At 41.6% G+C, this 18,389-nt stretch carries 18 protein-coding genes; 9 read left to right on the forward strand and 9 right to left on the reverse strand.

The annotated features are described in order from the left end of the window. Positions 1-35: 35 nt before the first annotated feature. The 3 genes from AC30SF_RS04330 to AC30SF_RS04340 all read right to left on the reverse strand — a co-directional run bounded on the left by AC30SF_RS04330 (position 36) and on the right by AC30SF_RS04340 (position 3,208). Complete coding sequence (locus AC30SF_RS04330) at positions 36-1,991, reverse strand: site-specific recombinase (RefSeq protein WP_489607670.1); 1,956 nt, start codon at positions 1,989-1,991, stop codon at positions 36-38. Between the two features lie 114 nt (positions 1,992-2,105). Next, a complete protein-coding gene (locus AC30SF_RS04335) occupies positions 2,106-2,837 on the reverse strand; it encodes an IS3 family transposase (protein ID WP_489607671.1) in 732 nt (243 codons plus the stop codon). Beyond that, positions 2,834-3,208 carry a transposase gene (locus AC30SF_RS04340; RefSeq protein ID WP_489607672.1) on the reverse strand — a complete coding sequence of 125 codons (375 nt, stop codon included), beginning with the start codon at positions 3,206-3,208 and terminating at the stop codon, positions 2,834-2,836. The genes AC30SF_RS04335 and AC30SF_RS04340 overlap by 4 nt, the downstream gene beginning before the upstream one ends. A 205-nt stretch (positions 3,209-3,413) precedes the next feature. On the opposite strand from AC30SF_RS04340, the gene accD reads away from it, so the two are divergent. Both accD and folC read left to right on the forward strand, forming a co-directional pair. After that, on the forward strand, positions 3,414-4,301 hold the full coding sequence (gene accD, locus AC30SF_RS04345; protein WP_489607673.1) for an acetyl-CoA carboxylase, carboxyltransferase subunit beta: 888 nt from the start codon (positions 3,414-3,416) through the stop codon (positions 4,299-4,301). Between the two features lie 2 nt (positions 4,302-4,303). Continuing rightward, the gene (gene folC / locus AC30SF_RS04350) at positions 4,304-5,668 is read left to right on the forward strand and encodes a bifunctional tetrahydrofolate synthase/dihydrofolate synthase (protein WP_489607674.1); all 1,365 of its coding nucleotides are present in this window, start codon (positions 4,304-4,306) and stop codon (positions 5,666-5,668) included. A gap of 60 nt (positions 5,669-5,728) precedes the next feature. On the opposite strand, the gene ttcA is transcribed toward folC, so the two are convergent. Continuing rightward, positions 5,729-6,661 (reverse strand): tRNA 2-thiocytidine(32) synthetase TtcA, encoded by a 933-nt coding sequence (ttcA, locus tag AC30SF_RS04355; protein WP_489607675.1) that lies wholly within the window; start codon positions 6,659-6,661, stop codon positions 5,729-5,731. A gap of 188 nt (positions 6,662-6,849) precedes the next feature. Between ttcA and AC30SF_RS04360 the strand changes: the two genes are divergently transcribed. Continuing rightward, positions 6,850-7,158 (forward strand): HI1450 family dsDNA-mimic protein, encoded by a 309-nt coding sequence (locus AC30SF_RS04360; RefSeq protein ID WP_489607676.1) that lies wholly within the window; start codon positions 6,850-6,852, stop codon positions 7,156-7,158. A gap of 82 nt (positions 7,159-7,240) precedes the next feature. Here the strand turns inward: AC30SF_RS04360 and AC30SF_RS04365 are convergent, their stop codons facing one another. The 3 genes from AC30SF_RS04365 to metX form a co-directional block, all read right to left on the reverse strand. Then, positions 7,241-7,777, reverse strand: a complete 537-nt coding sequence (locus AC30SF_RS04365; RefSeq protein ID WP_021615240.1) for an elongation factor P hydroxylase — start codon at positions 7,775-7,777, stop codon at positions 7,241-7,243. An 18-nt stretch (positions 7,778-7,795) separates the two neighbouring features. Continuing rightward, entirely contained in the window at positions 7,796-8,797 is a 1,002-nt protein-coding gene (gene purR, locus AC30SF_RS04370) for an HTH-type transcriptional repressor PurR (RefSeq protein WP_209362539.1), read from the reverse strand. A gap of 333 nt (positions 8,798-9,130) precedes the next feature. After that, positions 9,131-10,225, reverse strand: a complete 1,095-nt coding sequence (gene metX / locus AC30SF_RS04375; protein ID WP_489607677.1) for a homoserine O-acetyltransferase MetX — start codon at positions 10,223-10,225, stop codon at positions 9,131-9,133. 181 nt (positions 10,226-10,406) lie between these two features. Between metX and AC30SF_RS04380 the strand changes: the two genes are divergently transcribed. Beyond that, positions 10,407-11,120, forward strand: a complete 714-nt coding sequence (locus tag AC30SF_RS04380; protein ID WP_489607678.1) for a SanA/YdcF family protein — start codon at positions 10,407-10,409, stop codon at positions 11,118-11,120. Here AC30SF_RS04380 and cra read toward each other — a convergent pair. Together cra and ybaK are read right to left on the reverse strand one after the other, a co-directional pair. Then, entirely contained in the window at positions 11,104-12,090 is a 987-nt protein-coding gene (cra, locus tag AC30SF_RS04385) for a catabolite repressor/activator (RefSeq protein ID WP_489607679.1), read from the reverse strand. The genes AC30SF_RS04380 and cra overlap by 17 nt on opposite strands. A gap of 860 nt (positions 12,091-12,950) precedes the next feature. Further along, positions 12,951-13,430, reverse strand: coding sequence for a Cys-tRNA(Pro) deacylase (gene ybaK / locus AC30SF_RS04390; RefSeq protein ID WP_489607680.1), 480 nt, complete (start codon positions 13,428-13,430; stop codon positions 12,951-12,953). Positions 13,431-13,489: 59 nt separating this feature from the next. Between ybaK and AC30SF_RS04395 the strand changes: the two genes are divergently transcribed. The 5 genes from AC30SF_RS04395 (at position 13,490) to AC30SF_RS04415 (ending at position 18,356) form a co-directional block, all read left to right on the forward strand. Then, complete coding sequence (locus tag AC30SF_RS04395; protein WP_489607681.1) at positions 13,490-14,461, forward strand: oxidoreductase; 972 nt, start codon at positions 13,490-13,492, stop codon at positions 14,459-14,461. 117 nt (positions 14,462-14,578) lie between these two features. Then, the gene (locus tag AC30SF_RS04400) at positions 14,579-14,824 is read left to right on the forward strand and encodes an ATP-binding cassette domain-containing protein (protein WP_021615249.1); all 246 of its coding nucleotides are present in this window, start codon (positions 14,579-14,581) and stop codon (positions 14,822-14,824) included. A gap of 107 nt (positions 14,825-14,931) precedes the next feature. Continuing rightward, positions 14,932-15,657: a substrate-binding domain-containing protein gene (locus tag AC30SF_RS04405; protein ID WP_489607682.1), complete on the forward strand. Its 726-nt coding sequence runs from the start codon at positions 14,932-14,934 to the stop codon at positions 15,655-15,657. Between the two features lie 187 nt (positions 15,658-15,844). Beyond that, the gene (locus AC30SF_RS04410) at positions 15,845-17,251 is read left to right on the forward strand and encodes a YcjX family GTP-binding protein (RefSeq protein WP_489607683.1); all 1,407 of its coding nucleotides are present in this window, start codon (positions 15,845-15,847) and stop codon (positions 17,249-17,251) included. Between the two features lie 10 nt (positions 17,252-17,261). Then, positions 17,262-18,356 (forward strand): TIGR01620 family protein, encoded by a 1,095-nt coding sequence (locus AC30SF_RS04415; RefSeq protein WP_489607684.1) that lies wholly within the window; start codon positions 17,262-17,264, stop codon positions 18,354-18,356. Positions 18,357-18,389: the final 33 nt, after the last annotated feature.

Below are 18,389 nucleotides of genomic sequence, written 5' to 3' on the forward strand. Positions count from 1 at the left end.
TGTCCAGGTTTTCGGGTGCAGATCACTTAAGCCGATTATTTATCTAATTGAACGGGAAAAAATAAGCTCAATGGTCGTTTTTTCACAATTTGACAAACTTCATGCCAAATTGCCCACCAGCTGTCAATTTCCGTATTTAAAGAGCGCAGTGCGACCCAAAGTGTCAATGAAAAACTGACTATTAAATTCACTAAACCAATCAGCAACACAAAAGCAATGCATTGTAAAAAGAATGGATAGGCAAATTGTCCACTGACTGCACTATATCCTAAATTCGCTGATGAAAATGCAACATGACGAATATCTAACGGGAGATGAGTTAAATATCCCACTAAACCGGTAAGCCCAAGTAACATACCAAAACAGAAGTTACCAATAAGCGAACCATAATTCTCATGCATATAATTAGCAAATTTAACGCGAGACTTCTCAGACATCAATTTTTTTAATAACGGATGTTGTGCTAAACGCATGCGCATATTCAAATAATTGCTACGATTATCAAAATAGCCAGAAATAATTCCGGAGCAGAATAACCATACACCTGCAATAGCTGCGAACCATAAAGAACCATCTAAAGGATCAATACGGTGTAATTGATAGGCTATTTTCTCTGAATTCATCAATGGCTCACCTGTTTGATGTTGATAAACAAAAGCAATTAATGCCGCTAATCCCATAGCAACTACTACATTGCCTAAAACGGCCACGCTTTGGGAACGAAATACATCCACTAATAACTGGGCTAATTTCATATTTAATGTTTTGCCTTGTGGATTTTTCTCTACTGCCTCAGCAAAACGAGCAGCTGTCATGGCTGGCTGTTTGGTTGCAACCGTGAAATGCAACATAAAGATCACCATAAAACCGAAGCCGTAATTTAAACCTTCGGCAAGACCTTTCCAGACTTTATCATCAATAATGCTGCCTAAATAGGTTTTAAATAGCGCCATCAGTGCAATTAATACACCACCACCTGCCGCAGAATAAAACATTGCCCAGTACTCTTTTTTATCTCGCGTAATGTAATGCTCGCCATGATCGCCCGCATTTTGGGTAATGCTACGTGAAATTAATCTTGAGCTTTGTTTCCATAATCGGGTGATGCTATGTTTTTCTGCTGCTGCGCGGGCAAAACAGCCGGTTAATAACAATATTCGTCGTGGTAAATAGCGATTTGAAACAAAAATCGCCATCAAGGTTTCTAATCGTTCTAAGGTCTGAGAAAGACGCTCCAATAAATAAGCTGTATTTAAAGAAGAGCCCACCACTGCCCCACGATTTTGCAAACGCTCAACCAGTCTTTGACATTGGCTAAACATTACCTGTAAATGGCTATTATCAAAAACGGTTGATTGGCGACGCGCCTGTAACCAATTCACCACTTCATGATGCAATGCCACAAAAGGGGAATCAGCATTCAGCAGAGAGGGTTCCATTCGCATCAGTTCAGGATCCATATCTTCAGCCGCAATCCAAATTGAAAGCATTTCAATGGCAAATAATCCTTCACTTTCAATATGGTTTCTTAAACGTTCACGATCTTTTTGTTCTGTATAACGGGTTAAAACGCCAAATACGCCTCGCCACGTTTTTAAGGGAACGGCATCAATCCAGCGGGCATCATTTTTATCACTGAACAATAAATAAAAAATATCACGTAAATCATTAATATCTTTAAAAGAGGGGTTAAAACGCTCATAAATACGCGTTTTCATCTCCTGTCCAAAACCGCCACGTGTAAGAATACCGCTACTAATAAACAAGGGGTAAAGGCGTAAACCACATAACCAACCACATAATAATTTCGAAACAGAACAGCCTAATTCTTTATCGTTCTTTAAGATAAACTTAAACAAATGCAAGGTCGGAGAAATTTTTTCTGTGGGGCTGCTACGTAATAATTGGCACAAGCCCTCCACGAGACCAAAGGCATCGTTTTCCGCCACTTTGTTACGCAAAAATTGCGGTAAGGTATCGATTTTAATCATGAGCTTCCCCCTCATATCGTTTATATTCAAAAGCGTGACATTATACAGCGCTGTTGGATAAAGTAAAAATTAGCGGAAAAAGCGATCTGTCCCCCAAAAAGTTGGACAGGTTAGTTAACTTAAATATTCTTCAATTTCAGCCTGTAATTCACCGATTGAATGATAGCTCCGTGAGTAAAAACACTCGGATTTTAATATCGCCAAAAAGCTTTCAACCACCGCATTATCGTAGCAATTTCCTCGGCGACTCATACTTTGAACCGCTTTCCCCTCCAATATTTTCACCCATTCTGCCGTGCCATACAATACGCCTTGGTCGCTATGAATAATCGGGCATTCTGTCGGTTTAAGCCGACTAAGCCCTTGTGCTAACATCTTTTTTACCAATGAAAACTTCGGGCGTGTCGCAAAGTTATAGGCAATAATTTCTCGGTTAGCCAAGTCCATCAATGGTGAAAAATAAAGCTTTTCTTGCCCAACATGAAATTCCGTTACATCCGTTACCCATTTTTGATTGAGTGCCGTTGCTGTAAAATCACGATTCAGCAAATTCGGGGCAATATGCGATGTTTTCCCGCGTTTTCCATGTCTTTTTTTGCGTAAAATGGAATGAATACCTAACGCATTCATTAGTCTTAACACCGTCTTATGATTCAAATTAAAACCTATTTGACGTAATTTACACGTCATGGGGCGATAACCATCTCGGTTTCTGCTCTTTTTGTACAGCGATAAGATAGCCTCTTTTACCTCGTGATAAGTTCGCTTAATCTCTTTATAGTAAAAGCTTGAGCGAGGCATTTTAGCCACATGAAGTAAATCATTTAACGCATGGTCTGGCTTCAATCTTTCAATGAGTTTTCTTTTTTCTGTCGTTGTTTTTGACGGTCGAGATTCTCCAACTCCTTTAGGTAAGCAATCTCCGCACGAGCCAAGGCGAGTTCTCGTTGTAACTTTTTAAACACTTTAGGGGAAAAGTCTGTTGTTTCCGGGATTTCAATGTCTTTCTTTTTCATTTTTGACTTCACTATTTTCGGTGTTTGAAGGTTTGTATAAGGCGATTTTACGCCATTAATCCCTCTTTCCCGAAATGCTTTTAGCCAATAAATGACGAGAGCGTGGGAAATTTGATGAAGTTTAGCCACCTCACGGATACCATACTTCTGTTCGGTGACGAGTTTGATAATTTTCAAACGAAATTGATAAGAGTAGGACATAATCTGCACTTCAAAATAGGTGTCCAGGTTTTCGGGTGCAGATCAAAGTGCGGTCAGTTTTTCTAACGTTTTTATCAGATAAAAATACTCGGGAAAATGACCGCACTTGATGACTAATCAGATCAGTATAAATTGCTATAAAATTTTTTAAAATTATGGTCTAATAGCCCACAATTTTTTGTTAATCAAGAGAAAAAGGTTAAATATGAGCTGGATTGATAGAATTTTTAGTAAAAGCACTTCGTCTTCTTCCCGCAAGGCCAATGTACCTGAAGGCGTGTGGACAAAATGTACCTCATGCGAACAGGTGCTATATCGTGAAGAATTAAAGCGTCATTTGGAAGTTTGCCCGAAATGCGGCCACCATATGCGCATTGATGCGCGTGAACGTTTATTGGGCTTATTGGATCAAAACAGCGCACAAGAATTAGCGGCAGAGTTAGAACCGAAAGATATCTTGAAATTCAAAGACTTGAAGAAATATAAAGATCGTATTACCGCCGCTCAGAAAGATACCGGCGAAAAAGATGCCTTAATTGCATTTTACGGTACGTTATACAATATGCCGATTGTGGCTGCTGCCTCTAACTTTAGCTTTATGGGCGGCTCCATGGGATCTGTGGTAGGGGCGAAATTTGTCAAAGCCGCAGAAAAAGCCATTGAAGAAAATTGTCCGTTTGTCTGTTTCTCTGCCAGTGGTGGCGCACGTATGCAGGAAGCCTTGTTCTCCCTGATGCAAATGGCAAAAACCAGCGCCGTGTTGGCTAAAATGCGTGAAAAAGGCGTGCCATTCATTTCCGTCTTAACGGATCCAACACTAGGTGGCGTTTCTGCAAGTTTCGCGATGTTGGGCGATATCAACATTGCTGAACCAAAAGCATTAATCGGTTTTGCCGGCCCTCGCGTGATTGAACAAACCGTGCGTGAAAAATTGCCGGAAGGCTTCCAACGCAGTGAATTTTTATTGGAAAAAGGCGCTATCGACATGATCGTAAAACGTGCTGATATGCGTAATACCTTGGCGAGTTTGGTCAGCAAACTGATGAATAAGCCATCTCCTTTTGTGGAAAGCGAATTAATCACAGAAGAATAAATATGAACACAATGTTAAAAGCCACTTCGCCACTCGACGAGTGGCTTTCTTATTTGGAAAACAGCCATTTTAAAGCGATTGATTTAGGGCTGGAACGCATTAAATCTGTCGCCCAAGAATTGGATTTGCTCACGCCAGCGCCTTTCGTGATTACCGTGGGCGGTACAAATGGTAAAGGTACCACTTGTCGTTTGTTAGAAACTATGTTATTGAATGCCGGTTATCGTGTCGGCGTGTATTCTTCTCCCCATTTGTTACGTTATAACGAACGTGTTCGTATTCAGAATCACGAGTTGGATGATACACAGCACACGGCGTCTTTTGCGTATATTGAGCAAAATAAAACGCAATCATTAACGTATTTTGAATTCAGCACGTTGTCTGCGTTACATTTGTTTAAACAGGCAAAATTGGATGTGGTGATTTTAGAAGTCGGGCTAGGCGGTCGCTTGGATGCCACGAATATCGTGGACAATGATATGGCGGTCATTACCAGTATTGACATTGATCATACGGATTTCCTCGGTTCTACGCGCGATCAAATCGGTTTTGAAAAAGCGGGAATTTTCCGTGCCAATAAACCGGTGATTATCGGTGAACCCAACATTCCGCAAAGCATGTTGGCGCATGCCGAAACATTAGGTTGCCAATTATTTTGTCGTCACCTTGATTGGCATTTTTGCCAACAGGAACAAAACTGGACATGGCAAACCACGCGTGAAGACGAAAAAGTGCGGTGGAATTTGCTCGCGGATTTACCGCTTTGCCACATTCCGTTAGCTAATGCGGCAACTGCATTGGCGGCAGTCCAAAAATTGCCGTTTGAAATTTCTCTTGAAACCGTGAAAAAATCCTTGCTTGAGGTGGAACTCACCGGGCGTTTTCAAACGATGAAACCGGAAAGCTTAACGCATTTAGCACAAGTGGTTCAGCGTGAAGTGGAAGCCCTACTACCACGTATGATAATTGATGTGGGGCATAATCCGCACGCAGCACGTTATTTGGCAGAAAAACTGACCGCACTTAAAGCCCAATCGCAAGGAAAACTGATTGCGGTTTGCGGTATTTTAAAAGATAAAGATGCGGCAGGTGTGTTGACACCTTTACTTCCACTTGTGGATGAATGGCACTGCGTCACGTTAGGGGGGTATCGCGGGCAAGAGGGGAAAGCATTATTGCTCACCTTGCGACAAGTTGCCGAACAACAGCATTTGACGACGGTGCAGGGCAGCAGTGCCGATTCTGTGGCAGAAGGCGTGAAAAGTGCGGTGGAAATGGCTAATAAAAATGATACTGTGCTGGTCTTTGGCTCTTTTCATACTGTAGGTGAGTTTTTGACATTGAGTCAGCCATCAAGGTCGATATAAACAAAAATAGCACTGAGAAGCATATCAGTGCTATTTTTTTGCGTTTGTTTGATAGTGTTTTTATTTGACTTCTTTAAAGGCAATCATACCTTGTTCAGTGAAATCGGCCTGATCGTCATCGTTAAATGGCATCGGGGTGATCTTTTCTTCATCAAATGCCGTGTCCCCTTCGATGCCATCAAATAACTGACCCTGTTTTATGCCTTTAAAATCAAAGCATTTCGGATCACATAAATGCGAAAGAGTAATGTTTTGCATGGCGCTAAACATGGTTTCTAAACGGCCCGGATATTGGCGATCCCACGTATTTAGCATTTCTTTGACGACTTGACGTTGTAAGTTAGGTTGAGAACCACAGAGATTGCAAGGAATAATCGGGAACGCTTTCGCGGTGGCATATTTTTCAATGTCTTTCTCTTTGCAATACGCCAGCGGACGAATCACAATGTGCTTGCCATCGTCAGAAATCAATTTAGGTGGCATGGATTTTAATTTTCCGCCGTAGAACATATTGAGAAACAGCGTTGCCAACATATCATCACGATGATGCCCTAAGGCGATTTTAGTTGCGCCTAATTCGGTCGCCGTACGGTATAAAATTCCACGACGTAAACGCGAGCAAAGCGAGCAGGTGGTTTTACCTTCGGGGATTTTTTCTTTCACGATGCCGTAGGTATTTTCTTCAACAATTTTGTAATTCACGCCGATTTTTTGTAAATATGTCGGCAGAACGTGTTCCGGAAAGCCCGGTTGTTTTTGGTCTAAATTCACCGCCACGATCTCGAAATTGACCGGTGCGTTTTGTTGTAGATTGAGCAAAATATCCAATAGGGTATAGCTGTCTTTGCCGCCGGAAAGGTATACCATCACTTTATCGCCTTCCTCGATCATATTGAAATCGGCAATGGCATTGCCGACGTTACGGCGCAGGCGTTTTTGTAATTTATTGAAATTGTAATTTTGTTTTTTTTCGATTGAGTTTGCTGTATTCATTGTGTTTATTCGGTTATCTGGAAAGCGGCTCATTATATACGAAGCCTTAAGGTTTGTATAAATGAATTAAAACGATCTTAAAACACACCGCACTTGGTGTGAGAAATTAAGAAAACGACCGGTCTTGGGGCAGAATATGCTATGATTCCCCTCAATTTTATTAATGAAACTGAAATAGGACTGAACGAATGAAACTTGATCCTGATATGGCCATTGACATGGCTTACGATATTTTCCTTGAAATGGCACCAGAGAATCTTTCTCCGGCAGATATTCTGTTGTTTAACCTTCAATTTGAAGATCGCGGTGCGGTTGAATTTGTTGAAACGGCGGAGAATTGGGAAGAGGAAATCGGGGTTTTAATCGATCCGGAGGCTTATGCGGAAGTGTGGATTGGGTTGGTGAATGCGCAAGATGTGATGGATGACGTTTTTGCCAAATTCCTGATTTCTCATGAAGAAAAGGATCGCCAATATCATATTATCTGGAAAGAATAATGGAAAAAAACACCGCACTTTTAGGCTTCAGAAAAGAAAGAATACGTAAAAGTGCGGTTAAAAATGAGAGAGAATCACTGAGTTAGATTTTGGTGACATCAAATTTGGCTAGGTCAATGGTATCTTCCGTACCATAGAATTTCGCCAGCGCCTGACGGAGTGTTTCGGCACGTTTCGGTAAGCCTGCTGAGGCATAATGTTGCACTTGTCGATAAACGGCGAGTTTAAACGGTTGGGTGTCGCCGGGCTGACCATTGAGATTATCCGAGCTTGCAAAATAACGAAAATTTGCCGCGGTAGCAAGAATCCATTCTAAGGCTTGTGGTTTGACTTCAACTTGCTCAAATAATCGTTGCTGTTCTTCCGTTCTGCCATCGGGTTCGTACCAATAGCCAAAATCCTCCAATTTGCGACGTTCTTTTCCGGCGACTAACCAATGAGCAATTTCGTGTAGTCCGCTACTATAAAAACCGCGAGCAAAATAGATGGCATTATAGGGGCAAGTGTCATTTGCCGGCACATATAAGGGTTCATCGCCACCTTTAACCAATTTCGTGTTGTATTCTTGTTCAAAACATTGATTAAAAATCGCGATTAAATCGTTAATGTCATGTTCCATGCCTGTCTCCCAAAAGCTTTACGAGATTTTTTTCACTGATTTGCGAACGACCAGTTCGGGGTGGATTTCAATCGTTTCCCTCTGTTCAGATTTGTGGTTAATGCGTTCAAATAACAAATTGACCGCCTGAACGCCTAAGCGGGATTTGGATTGGTGAATCGTTGTGAGCGGTGGTGCATAAAAACGGGAGGCGTGAATATTATCATAGCCAATGATTGAAATATCATCCGGCACACGCAAGCCTTTTTCGCCAATAGCGGAAATTGCGCCTAATGCCATCACGTCATTGCAACAAAATACGGCTGTTGGCAAGGTGTCTTGCCGTAAAATTTTGTTCATGCATTCATAGCCGTCTTCCGGTTCAAAAAAACCTTCCATCACCCAATTGGGGTTGATGGTTAATCCGGCTTCTTGCATGGCGTGCACAAAGCCTTCGTAACGGGTTTTTGCTGTGGTTTTGGAGAGTTCACCGGCAATAATCCCAATGTGTTTATGACCATTTTCAATAAGATGTTGAGTGGCTAAATAACCGCCATTAAAACTGTTGTCTTGAATGATATCCGTATCAACATTCGGGCCCCAATCCATGACAACCATTGGGATGGTTTCAAAGTTAGTTAAGATATTCAAGGAATCCGGCAAATACTCCGAACACATTACTAAAATGCCATCTACTCGTTTTTGAGCAAGCATATCCAAATGATTGCGGATTTTTTCTGCGTTATTTTGCGTATTGCACAGAAAGAGCGAATATCCTTGGCGGTAGCAATGTTCTTCTACGGCATGAATAATTTCTGCAAAATAAGGCGTTTCGCTGGTGGTAACAATCATACCGATGGATTTCGTGGTATTAATTTTTAGGCTACGCGCTACCGCACTTGGCGAATAATTGAGATCTTTAATGGCTTGTAAGACTAATTTCTCGGTATCCTCTGCAACAAAGCGAGTTTTGTTGATCACGTGCGAGACAGTGGTGGTGGAAACGCCGGCCATTTTGGCGACATCTTTGATCGTTGCCATAATTTGCTCCGTAAAAAAAATTTGAGCTATTATAAAGAGGGAAGGAGGATTGGTTAAGGGCGGAAAGGCAAAATTTTGTACTTTGTCACACTTTTTCAGATTAGGCTGGCGTTTCGCGTAAATTTTTTGTTAAAATGTGGCAAGTTTCATACTAGATCAATGATTAACGAGGTTAAAAATGGGTACTTTTGGTTATGCCATGATGATGGTTGTGTTGTCTTTAAGTGTTGTTGTGATTTTGGCCACATCAATTTTTTAGACAGAAAATCACGAAAAATAAACCGCACTTTAAGAGGAATTCAGCGGATTTCATCTTAAAGTGCGGTTTGTTTTTTATGTATTTAAGGTGTTGCCAGCCAAGCCGTCACGAATTTTCTTTTCAAAAAACGCGTAGTCCACCAAAAACGCATCATGCCCGTAATCGGAGGCAAATTCATGATACGTCAAACGCACCCCACTTTGTTCTAATAATTGCTTACTTTTACGCAATTCCGGCAGCTTAAAAAGTTGATCGTTTTCTACCGCAACGAGGGTGTAAGCGGCTTTGATGCGAGAAAGTGCCGTGTTCAAATCGGCATACCCGATGCTGGGATCGTATAAATCTAACGCGCGCAATAAATGCAAATAGCTATTGGCATCGAATCGGGCAAGAAATTTCTGTCCTTGATAACTTAAATAGGATTCCACTTGGAAATAATCGCCCTGTAAATTCCCCTCCGCTTTGGTGGCGCGACCAAAGGCTTTATTTAATTGTATATCGGTGCGATAAGTGAGCATACCCAGCATACGCGCAATGGCGAGCCCTTTATCCGGTTTTTCGCCATCATAATAATCGCCATTGTTGAAATGCGGATCGTTAATGACAGCTTGTCGCATGACATGATTAAATCCGATGGCTTCTGCGCTGAAAGAAAGGGAAGAGCAAAGATTGACCACATTAGAGACAAAATCCGGGTAATCAATCGCCCATTGAGTGGCTTGCATACCGCCGAAAGAGCCACCAATAATGGCGTGTAAATGCGGGATTTCGAGGGTATCCAGCAAGGCTTTTTGTACTTTGATTAAATCTTGCACCATCACAGAAGGAAATTGACTGCCATAAGGGCGGTTGGTTTTCGGATTAAGCGAAGCTGGACCGGTAGTGCCTTTACAGCCGCCGAGAACATTCGAACAAATAAAGAAATAACGGGAGGTGTCTAATGCCAAACCATCACCCATAAAATTTTGCCACCAGCCTTCTTGATGTTGCTCTTTCGCAAAATAGGGTTCGGCATCACCGGTTAATGCATGACAAATCAATACCGCATTGCTTTTCTCCGCATTGAGCTCACCATAGGTTTGGTAGGCGACATCAATATGATCAAGTTGGCCACCTAAGAGGAGATCTAAGGGTTGCTGGGTAAAAAGCGTTGTTGTTTTAATTGTCATTGCCGGCATTTGGGTTATCAAGAATAGGCGCATAAACTACCGCTTGCCTTGGCGCTTGTCAAGGAAATTTAGCCATCTAAACATCTAGAAGTTTTGAAGTCTGTAGAAACAAAGATTACGCTTGAATTTCCGTGTTGTTTTGATTATTTTGTTAATAATCATTTTTATCTGAATCACCTCAATGAAATTGGCTTTAAAAGAAACGTTACAAAACCTGTTTGACAGATTGCACATTAAGCGAATCGTGCGCTATTTGAGTGGATTTATGGCGTTTTCTGTTTTTTTATTGATTATCGTAGATGCCATGATTGGTTATTATGTTCGGGAGAACATTTATTACGATATTGCCAAAATCCCAAATCGCCCTTACGGCTTAGTGCTTGGCACATCAAAGTACTTTGCCAATAACGCATTGAATCTGTTTTATCATAATCGCTTGTTAGCGGCACAACGTCTATTTGAAGCGAGAAAAGTGGATTATTTATTGTTAAGCGGAGACAATCGCACGCGCCAATACAATGAGCCACGAACGATGCTTAAAGATCTGAAAAGAATGGGCGTACCGCCGGAATTTATTTATTTAGATTTCGCCGGATTTCGTACATTGGATTCGGTGGTTCGCGCCGATCAAGTCTTTCAGGCACATTCTTTTACCATTATTTCGCAGAAGTTCCATTGTGAGCGTGCCTTGTTTATTGCAAAATTCCACAAGATCGACGCCATTTGTTTTGTCGCCGATTATCCGCAAGTGTCTTCTTGGGTGAGAATCAGAGAGTTTTTTGCACGCCTACAGGCAGTTTGGGATATTCTCATCGAAAAAGAACCGCACTTTTTGGGAGAACCGGAACCGCTTCCCCCACCACTTAGCATTCCGAGTATCAACAGTGATACTTAACAATTTTCCGCATTAAAGGCGTTGTGTTCACCGTGTTTTTATGTTTTTTCGAGAGCGCATTCAACGCAAGATTTAACAACGAGCGCGATATTTTGTCGTAATCTTGCACACTGCAAATCACGGCATTTTCCAATAATTCCAACATTTCAAAATGCCCAAAGGTCGCAATCATGAGTTGAGACGGAATATGCCCTTGTCGCTGTAATAACACCAGTAACACGCCTTCTAACAGCGTAAAAGAAGTGGTAAAAATCGAGGTCGGTAATTCATTTTGATCTAACCAACGGGAAAATGCGGTGGCCGCATGGTTTTTATGGAAGTTATCCGTGTACAAATAGGTTGCGCTAATGTTTTTCCCGTTTAACGCCCGACGAAAGCCTTTTTCACGGGCTTGGCTGATGGGCAATTCAGGTAATGCGCCAAAAAACAGAATACGTTGTTGTTTGGCTTGCTTGACTAGCTCATGGCTTAACCGATAGGCATCGCCTTCATCGTCCGTTAAAAGATTCACGACATTGGGCGATAGAATTTGGCGATCAAAACCGATCACCGGAATGTTGGTGTGCTGATAAAAATCCGTGTTGTAAGGCAATGCGGAAGAGACCACCAAGGCATCAATTTGGCGTTGTAACAAGTGTTTTACGCAGTCTTCTTCATTTTTAACTTTATCGTTAGAGCAAGAAATCAGTAATTGATAGCCGATTTCTCTTAAATGATTTTCTAAATTGTTAGCAATTTTGGCATAACTGATATTCTCAAAATCCGGAATAATTAAACCGATGGTTTTACTTTTGCCTACACGTAGGCTGGCGGCCATTGCATTGGGTTTAAAATCATATTGTTTAATCAAGGCTTCCACTTTTTTGATGGTGCTATCACTCACACGGTATCGCTTGGCTTTTCCGTTTACAACATAGCTCACCGTTGTGCAAGAGACACCGGCAAGTTTGGCAATTTCATCTAATTTCACATTAACTCCTTATAAATGTCAGAAATAGAGAATTTGATAGGGTAAGGTAGAGTTTACGCCTTTAGCGCATGTAAAAAACAGACATCCATCACAGTTTTAGAAGCGCTTTATAAAGTGCGGTTCATTTTTGCACCTTTTGGCAGAAAAACCTATAAAAAAACTCAAGAATTATGTGTGAATCACGGAAAATGCCAGTCTTAAAGCGTATCGGTCATTTAAAGTTTCATAAAAAATGACCGCACTTTATTTACCCCGTAGCGTGCATCTTGTTGCACGAATGATTAATCTCGATGCACAATTCATGATTTCGCTCGTAGCGTGCATCTTGATGCACGACAGAATCCATCACGGAGCGAACTAAAGTGCGGTGATTTTTGGAAGTGTTTTTTCAACCAACGTATTATCAACAGTCAAGCGCGTTATTCATTTCGTGCAACAAGTTGCACGCTACGATTTATGATTTCCTGCGTAGCGTGCATCTTGATGCACGACAGAATCAATCACGGAACGAACTAAAGTGCAGTGATTTTGGGAAGTATTTTTTCAATCAACGTATTATCAACCGTCAAGCGCGTTATTCATTTCGTGCAACAAGTTGCACGCTACGATTTATGATTTCCTGCGTAGCGTGCATTTTGATGCACGACAGAATCAATCACGGAACGAAATAAAGTGTGGTGATTTTTGGAAGTATTTTTTCAACCAACGTATTATCAATCGTCAAGCACGTTATTCATTTCGTGCAACAAGTTGCACGCTACGGTTCTATAAAAAAATTCAAAAATTATGTGTAAATCACGGAAAATACCAACACTTAAAGCGTGTCGATTATTTAAAATTTTATAAAAAATGACCGCACTTTATTTTTCATCCAGAATGTCAAGAAATGGTGCATTGACTATTTTTGCCAAATCTTGTGGGGCGAGTTCTACGCTTAATCCGCGTTTGCCGCCGGAGACAAAAATTGTGTCAAAATTGAGGGCGGATTGTTCAATTACGGTGGCGATGCGTTTCTTTTGCCCTAATGGGCTGATGCCGCCCACCAAATAACCCGTGCTTTTCTGGGCGGCCTCTTTGTCTGCCATATCGACTTTTTTCGCGCCTAAGGCTTTGGCGGCTTTTTTTAAGCTTAACATATGGCTGGTTGGCAACACGAAACAAGCCAGTTTTTTCTGATCACCGTTTTCGGCGACCAATAAGGTTTTGAAGGATTGGTCTGGGTTAATACCAAGTTTTTCGGCGGCCTCATCGCCAAAATGGGTATTGTCAGGATCGTGATCGTAGTGATGTAGGGTAAAAGGAACGTTGTGCTTTTTCAGTAAGTCAATTGCCGGCGTCATTGTATTTCCTTGTGATAATTCAGTAGAATGTAGCCTTTTATTTTACTGCGGAGAGAAAAATGAGTACAAGATTAAATGTCGCCCTCGTCGCCGAATTTGATTTATGCGAGAAGTTAGCAGAAGCATTAGAGCAGAGTTGTTTAGAAATTGAAAAGGTATCCGTCGTGGAACTTTTCCCTTTTGCCGAAGAACAAGGCATTCGTTTTAATAATAAAAGCGTGGCACAAATTGCGTTAGATGAAACCGAATGGTCGGATTTTGATTACGTTTTTTTCGCCGGTGAATTAGCGCACGCGACACACATTGCCAAAGCCGCGAGTGCAGGGTGCATGGTGATTGACTTGAACGGCGTATGCGCAACGTTAAATGATGTGCCGGTGATCGTACCAAGTGTTAATAACGAACAGTTGATTTCACTACAACGTAACATTGTTTCGTTGCCTGATCAGCAAGTAACCCAATTTATTTTCTCCGTGTCACAATTAGCACGTGATGCAAACCTATCACAAGTGTTAGTTACGTCATTATTACCGGCTTCCTATATTAACAGTGAAACCGTCTCAAAACTTGCCGGTCAAACGGCGCAATTGTTAAACGGCATTCCGCTCGACGAAGAACAGCAACGCTTGGCTTTTGATGTGTTTCCATCGACAAAACACGCCGTAAATTTGGCGACGCAAGTGGAAAAAATCTTCCCGCAATTGCGAAATGTGATCTTCCATCAAGTACAAGTGCCAGTGTTTTATGGCATGGCGCAAACAGTGACATTGTTATCCGACTATGAATTGGATATGCAATCACAAATCAACGCATGGCAAGACAATGCGTTGGTGGATTTCAATGAAACCCAATTATTCACACCGGTAACCAACGGTGAAGCAGAAGCCGGGGAAGCCGCCAAGTTACATATCGGCGGGCTTACAGCAGTGGAAAATGGCGTTCAATTCTGGTTAGTGGCAGACGAACAACGCTTTGATATTGCCTTATTAGGCGTGAAATTGGCTGAATTGGTGTATCAAAAAGGGTATTGATTGAAATTAAGTGCGATTGTTTTCTCACGCGTTTGAAATTTCTCCGCCTGTGATAAAGTGGTTTAGTCTATCGACCACTTTATTTTTTAAGTAATGTTATCGTTCAACTAAAATACCATGGCTTCCGAATGCAAATTAATGCCATTGGATGAGCCGACCTCTGCTTTGGATTTAGCGAATCAAAATACTGTGTTATCGTTATTGCAACAGTGGGTGAAAGAACATAGATTAACGGTCATATTGACAATGCATCAACTGAATCATGTGGTTGCCGTGGCGAATAAAGTTTTGTTGATGAATAAGCAAAACCTGTTATTTGGCCAAACTGATGATGTGTTGACGGCAGAGAATTTGACACAGTGATTTCATTTACCCATGTTGGTGCAGGAAGCTCACTATCAAAACCATGAATTTACGCATTTTGTCCCTGTGTACGACAGCGTATTAAGTGGCTTTCATAGGATCAAAAAATGTTGAATTTAACGATTTTTAGCGCAGGCAGTTTTCGTCATGTTTTAAATGAGCTCGTGACGATTTTCAAGCAGAAAAACCCGGTGGAAGTTCATTTACATTTAGCGCCGGCGGGGTTGTTGCGACAACGCCTGGAAGCTGATGAATACTGTGATATTTTTATTAGTGCTAATTTGCAAAATATCAACATCCTATCTGCTACGAAATGTATTTATAACCAGCAAATCCTCGCCTTTAATCAACTGATTCTTACCACTTTAAATACCGAACATTATCAACACCGCGATACATTAGATATTTTGTTTGATGAATCCTTGCGTTTGGCAACCTCCACGCCTATTGCGGATCCTTGTGGGGATTACACTTGGCACTTGTTTGAACTGTTAGAAAAAGCCTATCCCGAACCTGGTCGTTTATTAAAACAGCGTGCGATGCCGTTGGTGGGGGGTGAAAAAAGTGCGTTGGTTATTCCGCAAGGTGAAATTGCCTCTAAGTATATTTTGCAAAACAATCATGCGGATATGATGATTGGTTACGCCAATTATATGTACAAATTAGCAAATGAAAATCTGCGTTTTTATCCTTTCCCACCTGAATTTAATATCAAGGCGACCTATTCTGCTGCGCAACTGAGTGAGAATGTGATTACCCGTTTATTTTTTCAGTTTTTAATGTCAGATACGGCAAAACGCATTATGTATCAACATGGCTTTTTGGCAGAATAAAAACGTAACGAAAATGATGCATAAATCGCTTATGTGATTGATTCGCCTCATACGCCGCGAGCAAACCCTTCTCAAAATTCTCTTGTTTTGACCGCACTTTTCTTTTATTTCCAAGCAAATTAAGCCCATCTTCATTTTTTCGGTATAATGTCTCCCATTATTGACGTCATATATTAAGAAGACGAGTATGCTAAATCATCTGCAAAAAGAATTAAACGAGCTGGTTAATCGTGGTTTGGATCGGACCTTACGCATTGCCGTGACGGGGTTGAGTAGAAGTGGGAAAACTGCGTTTATTACTAGCTTAATGAATCAAATGTTACACATTAATCGAGTGGATAACGGGCATTTGCCACTCTTTGATGCTGCCCGCCAACACCGAATTCTGGCGGTACAACGAGTGCCTCAATTAGATTTATCGATCCCGCGTTTTGATTATGAAGGAAATTTGAATGCCTTATCTCAAGACCCACCGATTTGGCCGCAATCTACCCGAGGCGTGAGTGAAACCCGTTTAGCGATCCGTTATCAACGAAGTGATGGCTTGCTGCGTCATTTGAAAGAAAAAGGCACGTTATATTTAGATATTTTTGATTATCCCGGTGAATGGTTGTTGGATTTGCCCTTATTGGATTTAGGGTTTGAAGAATGGTCGTTGGAATTACAACGACAACTTAACGGCACACACGCAGCGTTGGTGCAGTCTTGGTTAACGAAAATGGCCAAAATTCAGCTGACTGATGCCGCAGATGAAGACATTTTGGCGCAGCTTGCCAAAGATTACACTGATTATTTGTGGCAATGTAAGAAACAAGGGTTGCATTTTATTCAGCCGGGACGCTTTGTGTTACCCGGTGAGCTTGAGGGTGCGCCTGCCTTGCAATTCTTCCCATTATTGCATTTGAGTGCGTCACAATGGCAACAGCTAAAGCGTGAGGCGAAAAGTGACAGTTATTTTGCTGTGTTGACTAAACGCTATGAGTATTATCGTCAGCATATTGTAAAAGGGTTTTACGAAAATTATTTTGAGACCTTTGATCGACAAGTTATTTTGGCGGATTGCTTAACACCGTTAAATCATAGCCGACAAGCTTTTAGCGATATGCAACAGGCGCTACATCAGCTCTTTCGCAATTTTCATTATGGCAAACGGCATCTTTTAAATCGTCTTTTTTCGCCGAAAATTGATAAATTGATGTTTATTGCTACCAAGGCGGATCATATCACTACAGACCAACTGCCGAATTTAATTGGCTTGATGCGTCAGTTAGTACAAGAAGGTGGGCGTTATGTCGAATTTGCCGATATTGTGACGGATTACACCGCAATTGCATCTATCCGTGCGACACAACAAGTGATGGTGAATCAAAACGGTCAATCATTTAAAGCGCTGCAAGGCATTCGTTCTTCTGATAAGCAGAAAGTGACACTTTATCCGGGCAGTGTGCCGGGACGATTGCCGAGTGCCGATTTTTGGCAAAATCAGAAATTTGAATTCGACCAATTTGAACCGTGCCGTTTAGAACAAGGCGAAAATATACCGCACTTGCGAATGGATGCGGTGTTGCAATTTTTGTTGGGCGATAAATTGTAGGAGGCAGGTCGTGGAGAAAAAAGTGTTTACACAAAATGAAAGCGATATGAATGAGGATCTCAATGCGCAATCGGCATTTATCGCCAAACAGGAATTTCACGAAGCGCAGGCAGTACCTGACACAGAGGAGGCGAATGGGATTTTTGAAGGCGAATTGTTAGAACAACAATTTGAGCAGAGTCTGCAACCGAAACCGCGTTGGTGGAAAAAAATATTAGGTGGTGTGAGTCTCTTATTTTTTGTCGCCTCTGTGGCACAATCGGTACAATGGCTGGTGGATGCCTGGCAACAAAATCAATGGATTTATTTTGCCTTTTCCTTGGTCGCTTGTGCCGTTATTTTACTCGGCATCTCGGCGATTGTCGGCGAATGGCGGCGTTTGGCGAAATTACGCCATCGGGCAGAAATTCAAACACTAAGCCAACAATGGCTGAAAAGTGCGGTCAATTTTAAAGATGTTTTTTCATCTGCGGAACATCAACAGGCGGTCAGCTTATGCCAAGACGTGAGCAAATTAGTTCATATTGATAGGCAAAACCCTGATTTTATGCAATGGCAAAAACAAATTCATGAAGCCTATTCCGCCCATGAGATTTTGCATTTATTTAGTCAAAATGTGCTACAGCCTGTGGATAAACAAGCCAAAAAATTGATCACCAAAGCCTCGACGGAATCGGCAGCGTTGGTGGCAATTAGTCCGTTGGCGTTGGTGGATATTTTCTTCATCGCATGGCGCAACATTCGTTTGATTAACCAGATTGCACAGATTTATGGCATTGAGTTGGGCTATTTTAGTCGTATTCGTTTGTTGCGTATGGTCTTGGTGAATATGGCGTTTGCCGGGGCGACGGAATTGATTCAGGATTTAGGCGTGAATTGGTTATCGCAAGATCTGACGGCAAAATTGTCAGCGCGTGCCGCGCAAGGTATTGGTGTGGGCATATTGACTGCCCGTTTAGGTATTAAAGCCATGGAATTTTGCCGCCCGCTGGCATTTCAATCAAATGAAAAACCTCGTTTATCACAATTGCATAAAGAATTGCTCAGTCATTTAAGTAGCACAGTCTTAGATCAAGTTAAATTTAAGCAAAAAGAGAACGTGTAAACCATTGCCTAAGCTGTCAATAAATCTTGCCAA

Source organism: Aggregatibacter valvarum (genome assembly GCF_980468985.1).

Coding starts and splice junctions, on each gene's coding strand:
- AC30SF_RS04405 (WP_489607682.1), top strand. CDS start 14,932: ATGTTGAATTTAACGATTTTTAGCGCAGGCAGTTTTCGTCATGTTTTA.
- AC30SF_RS04360 (WP_489607676.1), top strand. CDS start 6,850: ATGAAACTTGATCCTGATATGGCCATTGACATGGCTTACGATATTTTC.
- purR (WP_209362539.1), bottom strand. CDS start 8,797: ATGGCAACGATCAAAGATGTCGCCAAAATGGCCGGCGTTTCCACCACC.
- AC30SF_RS04400 (WP_021615249.1), top strand. CDS start 14,579: ATGGCTTCCGAATGCAAATTAATGCCATTGGATGAGCCGACCTCTGCT.
- AC30SF_RS04365 (WP_021615240.1), bottom strand. CDS start 7,777: ATGGAACATGACATTAACGATTTAATCGCGATTTTTAATCAATGTTTT.
- accD (WP_489607673.1), top strand. CDS start 3,414: ATGAGCTGGATTGATAGAATTTTTAGTAAAAGCACTTCGTCTTCTTCC.
- ybaK (WP_489607680.1), bottom strand. CDS start 13,430: ATGACGCCGGCAATTGACTTACTGAAAAAGCACAACGTTCCTTTTACC.
- ttcA (WP_489607675.1), bottom strand. CDS start 6,661: ATGAATACAGCAAACTCAATCGAAAAAAAACAAAATTACAATTTCAAT.
- folC (WP_489607674.1), top strand. CDS start 4,304: ATGAACACAATGTTAAAAGCCACTTCGCCACTCGACGAGTGGCTTTCT.
- AC30SF_RS04330 (WP_489607670.1), bottom strand. CDS start 1,991: ATGATTAAAATCGATACCTTACCGCAATTTTTGCGTAACAAAGTGGCG.
- AC30SF_RS04380 (WP_489607678.1), top strand. CDS start 10,407: ATGAAATTGGCTTTAAAAGAAACGTTACAAAACCTGTTTGACAGATTG.
- AC30SF_RS04395 (WP_489607681.1), top strand. CDS start 13,490: ATGAGTACAAGATTAAATGTCGCCCTCGTCGCCGAATTTGATTTATGC.
- metX (WP_489607677.1), bottom strand. CDS start 10,225: ATGACAATTAAAACAACAACGCTTTTTACCCAGCAACCCTTAGATCTC.
- AC30SF_RS04410 (WP_489607683.1), top strand. CDS start 15,845: ATGCTAAATCATCTGCAAAAAGAATTAAACGAGCTGGTTAATCGTGGT.
- AC30SF_RS04340 (WP_489607672.1), bottom strand. CDS start 3,208: ATGTCCTACTCTTATCAATTTCGTTTGAAAATTATCAAACTCGTCACC.